This window comes from Lacticaseibacillus mingshuiensis, assembly GCF_016861785.1.
In the GTDB taxonomy this organism is placed as follows: Bacteria; Bacillota; Bacilli; order Lactobacillales; family Lactobacillaceae; genus Lacticaseibacillus; species Lacticaseibacillus mingshuiensis.
In genome coordinates, this window is the sequence record NZ_BOLS01000001.1 from 180633 (window position 1) to 192644 (window position 12012).

The following is a 12012-nucleotide window of genomic DNA, read 5'->3' on the forward strand; positions in this document are numbered from 1 at the left end:
GGTGCGGCTCGAAAAATTTAGTTGACTCGCGCCTGATATTTTGCCGGCCCCCATTGGTGGTGGGACCCGGGCGATGCGGAGACTCGTGCGGCTTACCCCAACAGAATGGCTCGCCGCCTATTGCCCAACCGCACCTAAATAGAATTGATCGCCACATATTGCCCAACCTCATAACTAGCAAGCCGCAAAATACCAGGCAGCACACCCCCATATTTGATAGCCACATATTGCCCAGCATGAGATACTGACATTAGGAATTCAATTTGCAGGAGGCCAACATGATCAAATTAATTGCCGTTGATATGGACGGCACATTTCTCAACTCCAACCAAGATTATGACCGAGAACGCTTCGCCGCAGTCCATGCAGCGATGACTGCGCGAGGCATCCAATTTGTCGTCGCCAGCGGGAATCAGTATTACCAGCTACGCTCATTTTTTTCAGCCTATCCGGAAACGATCTACGTGGCCGAAAACGGCGCCTACATTCGAGACGCCAAGCAGACCTATGCCACCCACACTTTTTCCCCAGAGGCGACGGACCAGATCACCGACTTTCTCAGCAGTGATCCCGCCCTGTCCGTGATCGCGTGCGGCGTGGGCGCAGCGTATGTCCGCGCGCTGGAAGGCCCGGAATACATCGCCCAGACTCGGCGCTTCTACCACCGGCTCGAGGTGCGCGATGATCTGACCATTTACGGCGACCCGATCATGAAGTTTGGCGTCAACATGGCTCCCGCCCGCACGCAGGAATACTTGGCGCGCTTCACCGAGGCCTTTGCCGGAATCGCGGAAGTCACCAGCTCCGGCCATGGCGACATCGACATCATCCAGCCAGGCCGCCACAAAGCCGCGGGCCTCAAAGAACTCGGCGCCCGGCTTGGCATTTCGCTGGCGGACATGGCCGCGTTTGGCGATGGCGGCAACGACCTTGAAATGGTCCGCGAAGTCGGCCTCGGGGTTGCGATGAAGAACGCAGCTCCGGCAGTCCTTGCCGCGGCGGATGTGATCACTGAGAAGACCAATGACGAGGCCGGGGTGTGTGACTTTTTGGAACGGTATTTTGCGACACACTAAATAAGCCTCGACCGCGCACGCTTTTTCCAGCTGGAAGGCGTGCTTTTTTGCTTGCTTTAGTCAGTCAAAATATTGCAACTCATCGGTAATGTCCCGCGCGCTCATCACGGGCTTGGCGCCGGCCTGAATCAGCGCATTGGTACCCGCGCCCAGTGGCTGGTCGAAATCGCGGGGCAGCGCGAACACTTCCCGGCCCGTTTCAAGCCCCATGTTGGCGGTGATGAGACTGCCACTTTTCAGCCGCGCCTCGGTCACCAGCACCCCATGCGCCAGGCCGGCGATGATGCGGTTGCGGGCGACGAAGCGATACGGCATCGGCCACGTGCCCGGCGGATATTCAGACACGAGGAGACCGCCCGCCGCGATGCCCGCCTGAAGCTGCCGGTTGTGCGCCGGGTAGACGCGGTCCAGCCCATTCGCCAGCACCGCGATCGTCGGCAAGCCCTGCGCCAACGCCATTTCGTGCGCCATCGTGTCCGCCCCGCTCGCCAACCCAGAAACAATCGTCAGATCAGGCGGGAAGGCCTTGCCAAAATTGTCCAGCGCCGCTTTTGTGTAGCGCCCCGCATCCCGCGAGCCAACCACCGCCAATGTGCGCGTCTGAAGCAGGTCCCGGTTGCCCGCCGTGAACAGCACCAATGGCGGCTGGGGAATCTCGCCCAGGCGCGGCGGATAATCAGGGTCAGCGCGCGTGATGATGCTGGGGTCATGCGCCAAGCGGAGGGCAAGGCGCTGTTGATTTTCAAGCGCAGGCCGGTGCGCTGCCAGCCCCGGCCAATCCGCTAAGGCCCGCGCATCGCTGGTCGCCGTCAGCTGCCGCAGCGCGATCTCTGGCCAGATCTCATTTTCCGTCTGCCACTCCTTTGTGAACATGGCCAGGTGCCACATGATCAATAACTTGCGTATCTGCAAGATTCACACCTCTTTCTCGATCGATACATATAAATTACGCGAAATGCCTTGACCAACTGGTACAATAAATCGCAGACACTTCATCAATTGGGAGTGAACAGAAACGCATGATCATGGGGGTTCATGAGGGATGACAAAGAGATGGCGAAAAGTTGGGGCGCTGGGTGTCACTTTGGGCATCGCGCTGGGTATCGCGGGGGGCGCATTAACTGGACCAAGAGTCTCGGTGCAAGCCACGACCACACAGCCGCTTGAAACGCAGATCGAACGGCAAAAAGGCAATCAGTACGATCTGATTCTGAAAAATAATAGCGATCGCCTCTATCAAGATGTGATGGTCCAGGCAAAATTTCCCAAGGCGCTCGGCGGCACTAATGGGACGTTGAAATGGCAGCTCAAGACATTTGGCGTGGCCGGCCAGCACCGATTGCATTTTACGATCGATCCGAAAACGCACCAATTGGCGACCGACAGTCACGCGGCGACGCTGACTTACCAGAAGACAAACTCGTTGATCAAATGGGTCGTGATCGGTGTCGTAGCCATTGTTGCGTTGGGTGGCGGTGTGCTTTTGCTGCGGCGACGCCGGGGTGGCGCGGCCGTCATGGTATTGCTGGCCGCGGCCGGCGGCATCACCCTATTTTCGGCGCAGCCGGCGTCCGCAGCCAGTCAGTCGAAAGAATTGGCGCTGGTGTCGACAGGAAATCGTATCCGGTTCAGATGACGATCGCATATACGCGGGTTAAAGATGCGGGCATTGTCCCCTATTCCGCGCGAGTCGGCGTCGCGTCCGGGACAGTCACGTTCACGGATCAGACGACCAAGACGACTCAACAGGTGCCGGTCGCTCGCAACAAGACGATCTCGACGCGCCTGATCAAGACGCACGCCTACACGCTGAGCGGATCGGGCATCACAGCGACCCTCACGCCCGGTGGGAAAGATGGCTATGTGGTCAAGGCGGCCACGGGCACCGTTGAAAATGGCGAAGCGGTCACGGATACGGCTGGTCAGGCAGTCTTCACGAGCGGCAGCCAGATTCTCGGCGAAAATGGCGAGCGGTACAAGCTGGAGCCAGCGAAGGCGCAAGTCATTCTGAGTTCGACCAAAGCGGATTACCGGGTCGGCGACCGGTTGTATGTCCCACCGTTTGGCTTCAACTTCGGCGGTGAGGCGGTGAAGGTCACGGATGTCTCACTCAAGAATGGAACCACGGTGCTCACTTTGGCGGATCTGCCCGCGCAGGAGCTGCTTCACACGCTAACAGCCGACAACGGCAAGGCGGAGTTGGATAAGGCGGTGTTTGTGCCTGCGGATGACGTTGCCGTGAGTGGCACGCCTGCGAAGGGACTCAGTTTGACGCAGACGAGTTGGTATGACGGCAAACTTGAGGCCTCGGCAAATGCATACATGGGCGAAAGCTTTACGTACAGTTACCCAAAGAACGATCCAAAGAAGGCAAAATTCACCGCAAGCAATGAGCTGTCAATAAAGGGTAGTCTCGATTTCGACGCAAACATCAACCTTTTTTCTGAACAATACAAGGTTACTGCTGAAGAAGCCCTGACATATGGCAATCACACCAAAATCAGCCTCACTGCTACCCCTGATAACAATAAATTTCTCAAGAAGCTCAAAGACGGTAAGCCAATTGGCGAAATACACATCCCAACCGCCGTGCCGTTGGTTTCAATCACTATTCCGATAAAGCTCGTCCTTGATGCCAATGGCGAGCTTGGTGTCGAATTGAACTTCGATGCGATACAAAAGGCCACACTTTCAATCAACAATAAGGGCATCAAATTCAAGCCGACCGTCAGCAGCGAGACTTCAGGCAAAGTCGGCGCAAAGGGTGAAGTCAAAGTCGGACTCGACGCCGCACCAGGTATCACAATTCTGGCTGGCATCGATTGCGCCGATCTTTCGGCTTTCGCTGGACTTGATTTTAACGCGAACGCAGATTTTTCATTCGAGAACAAATCGGTGTCACCTGTTAAAACTTCAACAGATTCCTCGCTAAGCGGAGACTTTATCGCTTCTGCAAAAGCTGAAAGCAAGCTTCCAGAGCTGATTGGGAAGGAAACGGTTGAATCAAAGTCCATCGAATTTCGGATACCCCTCTTCAAATGGCCTGAAGAGAAAAAGACAACGGCTAAAGTGAAAGAGAAAAAGCCTGCGGAAAAAACAGACTCGGTTGACGGAGCTACTGCAAAAATTCCAGATCTAACTGGCAAAGTCCTCACGATCATCCCACTTCTCTATGATGGCGAAGACTCTAGCAAGGCCATGGATGACCAAACCGCCCCGACAAATCTGGTCCATGACTATAGCGGGTATGGCTATTTCAAGTCGAATAGCGAGTTCCGTCTCACGGGGAACGGCAACTACATTCCAGTCTGGAGCGATACTGTCACCTTCAGCGATGGCGTGATGACCTTGAAACCTGGAAAAGACGGGACTGACGGCATGCTCTTAAGTTCCGGCTACACGTTCAAATACGCAGTGAAAAACGGCCAATTAGTCTTCCCGAATTGGACCACGACTGAAGAACGCGATGGAAAAACACACACGATCACGTGGTCTGCGACGATTACGGATGATTCGGCCCAGCGCGAGATGATCGAGAACAAACCGATGCAACAATAACCGATAGAAATCAGCCGGTTGTCGCGATCTGTACAATATGAAGAAGCCAGGTTCCTCCCACGGCACATTGCCGAAGCGGAACCTGGCTTCTTCTTGTATTTGGAATAGTGCGCAATCTAAGCCGCCCGTCTCACCCGCGCCCATTCTCCTGGATCCACTGTTGCTGGCGCATGTATTCTTCGCGGACCGGGGCGAAGCTCATCCGGTGAATCGGGGTGATGCCCAGCTCGGCGAGGCCGGCGAGGTGCTTTTTCGTGCCATAACCCATGTTGTCTTTGAAGTCGTAGCCCGGATACAGGCCGTCGTACATTTCCATCAAACGGTCCCGCACGACCTTGGCGACGATGCTGGCGGCGCCGATTGAGATGCTGTTCGCGTCGCCGTGAATGAGCTTGCGCTGCGGCACCTCGACCGGCACGCGCATCGCGTCGACGAGTAGAAAATTGGGCTGAACGCGCAGCGACGAAACAGCCCGGCCCATTGCGAGCTCGGTGGCATGATAAATATTTTCGGTATCGATGGCGCGCGAATCCGCGACGCCCAGCGAAACAGCGATCGCTTGTGAAATGATCAGCGGATACAGCCGCTCGCGTTCATGGCGAGTCAGTTGCTTCGAATCGTTGACTGGGAGCTCGCAATCCTGGCGCAAGATCACGGCCGCCGTGACGACCGGCCCAGCCAGTGGCCCCCGCCCGACTTCATCGATGCCGGCGATCAAAGGATAGCGCGGCCACAGCTCGCGCTCATAGCGACTGCGATATTGCAGGTCCAGCGCAGCGGTGGCGGCTTCGTCTTGGCGGCGCCGGTACGTGGCTAATAATTTTTGGGCGCCGACGCGGCTGTCGCGCGCCACTTCCTCGAGAAACGTGTCATCGACCGGATCTGCGGCCAATTTTTCCCGGATCTCACTCAGCTTCATTCGGCACCTCGAGGGTGAAGCGGCCGAGCTTGCCCTGGCGCGCGTCGAAGATCACGCGCTCGGCCATGCGGTTGTATTCGTCGCCGAAGCCGTTGGTCTTGGCGAGGTGCACCATGAGGTCAGGCGTAGGCAGCGCGATGTCAGCCGCCGTCGCATGATAGGCTTTGCGCAAAGCGTCGGGGTGGCGCTGTTGAAAATAATGCAGGCCAAATAGCCCAACATCGTCAGGATTGACAACGTTATCGGCGATGGCGCCGGTAAATGCAAGCTTGAGGCCGACTTGCTCATCGTCAAACTTCGGCCACAGAATGCCCGGGGTGTCCAGCAACATAAAACTGTTGTCAGCCTTGAGCCACTGCTGATTCTTGGTGACGCCAGGCCGGTTTCCGGTGACGGCGATATTCTTGCTGATGAGGCGGTTGAGAACCGTTGATTTGCCGACATTGGGGATGCCGATGCACATCGCCTTGATCATCGGGTCACGAATCCCGCGGGCCTGCTGCCGCGCGATCTTCTCGTGTAGCAGTTTCTTCGCAAGTTGCGGAATCTGCTTGAGCTGGCGCGCGTGCTGGGCATCGATCGCGATCGCCGCCGTCCCTTGGCTTTCGTAAAAACGAATCCATTGCGCCGTCACATTGGGGTCCGCCAGATCCTGCTTGTTGAGCACCATGATCTTGGGTTTATCCCCCACAAGCTCGTTCATCATCGGATTGCGGCTGGCCTCGGGCGTCCGCGCATCCGTGATCTCAAGCACAAGATCAACCTGTTTAAGTTTTGCCTGGACCTCATTGCGCGCTTTCGCCATGTGCCCCGGGAACCATTGAATCGTTGCCATTGTTGTCTCCTTTGTGAATCTCTTCCGTACAGTGTAGCAAAAAAGCCCGTGGGTTGCACGGGCAAAGGTTTTTTTATCAGTTATTCGAGGACACCTTTACATATGGGAATTTTTGGTAAACGAATTTGACTGTAACAAGAAGCACGAAGGCAACTAAATACGAGAACGTGGAAAAATCTATAGCGTTTCAAGATAATTCGAGCGTCCAAAAACATTAGTGATGTGTTGCTCTAAAATTCTAGATAAATTGGAATCCCCGACTCCTGGTTTCAACTGCATATACGTCACTGAATTCTGTCTATTTATAATTGCCTCCTCCTTGTCCGGTTTGTCTGGGTAAAGGACAATGACCGCATCAACAGGTTTTGGTTTAATGGCTTGTGGTATATGAAGTAATGGTGAGTCAGGATCATTACGATAGGCTCGAAACTGTTCAGCTACCCCCGCAAATCCTTCATTTCGTTCTCGCATAAGCGCTTTAAGATTTTTATACTTTGCATCAAGAATTATCGAGCCTAAATATAAGTCCTCCTTAATAAAGATATCCAATCGAATATCAGGTTTGTTCTTTCTCGCGTATATCATGAGAGGCATTTGCTTAGTTACTTTTTTTTCATCATGTGGAATAGCTTGATTGAAAGCTAGCTGTAGAGTAACATCATCTCCTTTAAGAATAACAGTGGTTTCATCGTCGAGAAAAGGAAGGACCGTGGCAGAATCGTAAATCCAACCGGAAATGGGCCTATAACCAGAATTAATTAGACTATCTAAAACCTTGATGTAGGTCCAGATCTCATAAAGTTTTGCCGTCTTTTTCCAATAACGAGAGTAGTAGGCATCGGTAGTATAATGTTTGTCCTGATGTCTAAGCCCGTAGTATATTTTGTACAGCAGGTTATATTGAGGATTAAGCATAAGCCCCTTAGGAAAGATTCGATTCGCAGGAAGATCTACCGAAGCGAGAAATTCATCTTGTAGGACAATAGAGAGATATCGTGACAATTTAAGAAGAGCCTGCATATTTGAGACTATTTGACTGTGAGTTGATTCATACGAATTTTTTGTAAAAGCAATCTCCGAGTCGGTTCTGTTACCCTTGAACCTTTCTTCTTCAGCGTATTGAATATCTAGTTCAGCTTGAACCGAGGCAAGATAGGCACTCTGTGATTCACAAGTTTTAGTAATAGTATTGATGATCAATTTAAGCCATTGGTTAATGGCTATATTGTACTCGAGATATCGGATGGGAGAGTATAGCTGGTTTTGTTTGTCCGGACGTTCTCCAATTTTTCTAATTGTTAGTTGGTCAGTATCATTACTGGATCCAGACGGTACCCATGAATATCGCTTACTAATTCTGAACTTCGCTTCGTTTCGCAATTTTTCTACTGCAAAACGTATCCTTGAGCTTTGAGCTATTAAAAAAGTTGTGTCGTCATCTAGATACAGCTCGAATTTTCCACCTCGAAGACGACGTACTTGAGTACGTTTACGCGTTGTATAGTCCATTGCCAGCCCTCGGACCTTGGCTTCCACGTCATCTCGAATTGCCTGCCACTCTTCCTGGCTAAGGTCCTTAGGGATGATTCGCCAGTATGCAAAGAACCATTGGTCATTCGTATAGAGGCGTATAGTATAATACCCTGGCGTGAGTGGAACTGTCTGGATGATTTCGGGATTACGTCCTTGTGAGAACCCAAAAATTTTGTATCTGACGTTTGGAAGATAAATCAGCTCATCTGATATTGCTTCATTTGAAATACGCTGTGGAATATCATAATCGTCTACCTCTGGTATACAGAAATATGCATCAGAATTTTCTGATTTTAAGAGGATGGTGAATGCTTGGTACTCTCTAATCTCAACAATATCAGCATCACTCAGAGTTTCCAATTCATCAGACGTATATAGTTTCAGGACCGTCTCGCTATCGGGTTTTTCCATCTGCAGAATCAAGCTACATGGTGAAACCATATAATTTCAACTCCCTCGCTTTTTGCTCAAGCAACTCTCGGGATGCTGTAAATTTATACAAGCCGCTATATTTGTCGAGTACCTCCGCTAATGATCCGGTTGTGGTGTCGTCGCCAAGCAACTCCTTCAATTGTTCTTCTGACCCTCTGACCTTTGTTAAGACTCGTTGGACAATCTGAAGATCGAGAGCTTCTTCACGGCTGACGCCATCAGGAAAACTCGGCAAATTTTTGACAAAGCTATCAATCTGAGCAACGATACGCCATCCGATACCATAGTTGCGATCTTGCTTATTCAGAGCTTGATGAAGATCCCAAAGAAGTGACTTTTCCTGATCAGTAAGGGGCATCTGCAAATCTTTACTGGATAGATTTCTATAAATGAGTGATGTGATCTCGCTGTCGCCATTTTCATCTGTGTCTGGCTTAGAAGATTGACTGACTTTTGCATAATGTTGATTGAAAGGTAAAATGTGTAGAGAGATAACATTTGACCGATCCAGAACTTTGTCAGAAAATTGGAAAGTAGATTCATCAGTATTTACTGTTCCCACAAATAGGACATTATTATGAATTTGAACTTGTGCAGGATAGCTTTCACTGTTATACAGTCGGCTCGCAAGCTTTGGATTGTACAGGCTAATATAGCGACTTTGTGGGGACATCTCAAGCACAGAAAGAAACTGGGAAAAATAGTGTTCTACTCGCGCGAGATTCATCTCATCAAAAACAACGATATACATGCGCCCTTGGTTTTTTGAGGCATCAATCAATACATCGACTAGTCCACTGTCAGCAGGCCGATAAACGTTATTTGCCATATCTGCATACCCGAGAAGATCGGAATCGTCAGCCCAGAAAGGTCTTACCGGAACAAAGCATAATTGCTTGGACGAATGTCCTGAATGGACAATTCCTAACGCTTGGGCATATGCGTTAACCAATTTTGATTTGCCGGTCCCGCTCAACCCTGAGAGAATCACCAGACCATCACTTTCCATTGCAGTATGAAAGTTTATCAGGTCTTTCAAAGCGTAGTGAAGTCCGCTCCGCTCAGTTTCCAACATTAAGTGATGGATAAATTTCTCCTGTTGGTCCTTTTTGTAGGTCATATCACGCAGGGCATCGGCTGTACTTGGTACTGTGTTTTCAATCGGTTCGGAATTGGTTGAAGGCCCACCACTGGTATTGTCAGAGACTATATGAGTTTCCTCGTTTTCCGGGTCGCCACTTAAGGAAATAGGGGAAAAATCTTCGGAAAGATGTTCATATTTCTCATAGATATCTACAGGGATATACCCGATTGGGCTATTCTGAAATTCTAAAAAGTTCGGAAACCACTCGTTATCATCCAGCGTCAGATGGACACTCTGTATCGTCTTCCCATTTTTGGGGAAGAAAGATAACCCAGCACTGTGCACTGCTTGTGATTCAATACCGGTATAGAGAGTGATTTCATCAGCTGATTCTCGCCAAATAATGCCATGGGGAGCCTCATCCGCATCAGCAGGCCAGGGTATTATATTTCCGACAACCTTGCCTTTTAACAACGCATCTTCAAACTCATGTCGATTTTTTGGTCGATTATAAGTGTTCATCGGGTGGAAAATTGGCAACCTCCAAAATTTTACCTGCTCAGGTGCAACCCCTTCATTTCGACCAATTTCTTGAACATCATATGCAACAACATAGTATTTTCCTGTTTCGTCGTTATAAGTAAAGTTGGGCGTAGTCACAAACCATTTATCGCCAAAGGCTTCATAAGCCTTTTCAAGTCTGTCTTGAAAATCTAGATCTTTATCATCTTTAAAGGAAAGCCCTGGGTTATTCTTCACAAAGACATTAATTTGTGGAGGTAACACTGTGAAATCCACACTGTCGGGATAGTCTGTTCTTGGTGTAATCTTTAGCATAAGATCACTGTCTCGCGTAATAATGATGTCAGAACTGCTTGCAAGATAGCCAATCATCGTGAAACTTTGTTTCCCTAACACAATCGCGTCCTGTTCGTTCAAAATGAGCACCTCTTTCAATTTTATTTGTATAAGTAGTGGTTTTTTGAAACAATGAGCACAGATGTAGTAACTGCCTTGTGCTTTAGCAAGCGTCTGAGTAGATATTGGAACTGTGTGTTAATTTCTTCTTGAATAAGAAATACCTTGTCAGGCCGGATTAACTGTATAAGGTTTGCGACGACCTCAACAGATAATCCACGACCCAAAAAGATGCCTTGCTGATCAGGCATTTCAGAATGATCAGTGACATAGGCGGTTATTGGCTTGTCAAGCTGCAGACAAATTTGTTCAAGTAATGCTGTTATTGCACTAGGTAGTTCCATGCCTAAATCGGTTTGATTCGCATTAGTGTCTGAATGATATTTGTTATTTTGCTTTTCTAGTATGGAAACCTTAATATTAAGCGATTGTATCTCTTCGGTATACCTTTCAGCATCAGCCTGAAGAGTCTTCAACTTATCCAATCGCTTATTAAATTCCACAGTGATTGAACTTTGTTCTTTGGAAAGCTTTTGTTTTTCTGTCTTTAATCTTTCCTCATAAATAGAGCCCATTTTGGATTTTGCCTGCGCGAGTTCGAAGTCAGCCTCCTTCTTCAGCTTTTTAATAGTTTCAATATTGCGAATTTCTTGCTGTTCTTCCTTGCTTTTTAATTTCTCATTTGCTCTGGTTAATCTCCTGATCTCGACTTTGAGTTTTTCATATTCAGAATTCGACGCCCCCGTTGAATTCTGGGATACCGACCCGTGCAGTGAATTCCATTCGATTTGATACCATTGGTCAATCCATTTCGTTTGCTCAATAAAGTCTTTATCAAAGATTTTAGTGATAATATCGTTATCTTCATTCTTTATACGGTATAAGAGCCAAGCGCCGGCCGAAGGACTTTTTTGTTTTAGACTAGCCAGAAAATAATCTACGTTCTGGTTATCAACATCGGAAAATTTAAAAAAGCGAGTATAGAAGTTATCTAGCCTTCCGTTTTTAACATTTTCAAACAAATACTGCAGATTTGGATTCTTAAGTGTTGTAATAAGAAGCGAAATTATTCTCTTTTTTTGTTTTTGATTTCGAATCACCGCCGAAGTTCCTTTTGTCTTCTTTGGAGCGTTTTTATATAGACTCTCAAGAACTTTTGAATCGATTGGCTCCAGAAGAACTCCTAAGCCCAAACTGAACTGGTCAATATATTTCATTTTGAAAAATCCCCCCCTTTTTCCACATTCTATGCTGCGATAGCGTCAGCTTATGTTTTCTGTTCAGCACCACAACCTTGGGACAACACGACAGGTATTCAAAGAAGCTGGCAATCTTGGGCCCTGTCGTCGGATAACTCGGTGCCCCTCAGTTTTCATTGTGGCCACAATCTCACTTCGAGAATAAAACGGGATTAGAAACTAGAATTGAATCGCGCGAAGTTTTTTGAGCTGCAACCCTGATAGCATATACTCTTGCAATTACCTCGGTCCATAAAGTTGACCAATGTGGATATGACTATTGTACCAATCCCCTGTGCCTAATAGTAGCTGAAATAGCCCTTCCTTATCAGTCTATACGCAGGTCTGTTCTGTGCCATAATCAGCTATTCGATTTCTTAGGCCGTCCAATCTTTCCGTTTATCCCTTCACACACCCTG

Annotated in this window: 9 protein-coding genes; 3 read left to right on the forward strand and 6 right to left on the reverse strand. The window is 49.0% G+C overall.

Annotated features, from left to right (window positions below; translation table 11 throughout):
- The first annotated feature begins 278 nt into the window (after positions 1–278).
- Positions 279–1076 carry a Cof-type HAD-IIB family hydrolase gene (locus tag JUE67_RS00850; RefSeq protein ID WP_203625824.1) on the forward strand — a complete coding sequence of 266 codons (798 nt, stop codon included), beginning with the start codon at positions 279–281 and terminating at the stop codon, positions 1074–1076.
- A 60-nt stretch (positions 1077–1136) separates the two neighbouring features.
- Here the strand turns inward: JUE67_RS00850 and dprA are convergent, their stop codons facing one another.
- Positions 1137–1988 (reverse strand): DNA-processing protein DprA, encoded by an 852-nt coding sequence (gene dprA / locus JUE67_RS00855; protein WP_308441133.1) that lies wholly within the window; start codon positions 1986–1988, stop codon positions 1137–1139.
- Positions 1989–2118: 130 nt separating this feature from the next.
- Between dprA and JUE67_RS00860 the strand changes: the two genes are divergently transcribed.
- Positions 2119–2712, forward strand: a complete 594-nt coding sequence (locus tag JUE67_RS00860) for a hypothetical protein (protein WP_203636924.1) — start codon at positions 2119–2121, stop codon at positions 2710–2712.
- Positions 2709–4634: a hypothetical protein gene (locus JUE67_RS00865; protein WP_203625828.1), complete on the forward strand. Its 1926-nt coding sequence runs from the start codon at positions 2709–2711 to the stop codon at positions 4632–4634. Before JUE67_RS00860 ends, JUE67_RS00865 begins: the two co-directional genes overlap by 4 nt.
- A 130-nt stretch (positions 4635–4764) precedes the next feature.
- Here JUE67_RS00865 and rnhB read toward each other — a convergent pair whose 3' ends face one another.
- The 5 genes from rnhB to JUE67_RS00890 all read right to left on the reverse strand — a co-directional run bounded on the left by rnhB (position 4765) and on the right by JUE67_RS00890 (position 11572).
- Positions 4765–5553 carry a ribonuclease HII gene (gene rnhB / locus JUE67_RS00870; RefSeq protein ID WP_203625830.1) on the reverse strand — a complete coding sequence of 263 codons (789 nt, stop codon included), beginning with the start codon at positions 5551–5553 and terminating at the stop codon, positions 4765–4767.
- Positions 5540–6388: a ribosome biogenesis GTPase YlqF gene (gene ylqF, locus JUE67_RS00875; RefSeq protein ID WP_203625832.1), complete on the reverse strand. Its 849-nt coding sequence runs from the start codon at positions 6386–6388 to the stop codon at positions 5540–5542. The genes rnhB and ylqF overlap by 14 nt, the downstream gene beginning before the upstream one ends.
- A gap of 177 nt (positions 6389–6565) precedes the next feature.
- The gene (locus tag JUE67_RS00880; protein WP_203625833.1) at positions 6566–8332 is read right to left on the reverse strand and encodes a nuclease domain-containing protein; all 1767 of its coding nucleotides are present in this window, start codon (positions 8330–8332) and stop codon (positions 6566–6568) included.
- A gap of 13 nt (positions 8333–8345) precedes the next feature.
- On the reverse strand, positions 8346–10376 hold the full coding sequence (locus JUE67_RS12640) for an McrB family protein (RefSeq protein ID WP_225877853.1): 2031 nt from the start codon (positions 10374–10376) through the stop codon (positions 8346–8348).
- A 20-nt stretch (positions 10377–10396) separates the two neighbouring features.
- The gene (locus JUE67_RS00890) at positions 10397–11572 is read right to left on the reverse strand and encodes a hypothetical protein (RefSeq protein WP_203625835.1); all 1176 of its coding nucleotides are present in this window, start codon (positions 11570–11572) and stop codon (positions 10397–10399) included.
- Positions 11573–12012: the final 440 nt, after the last annotated feature.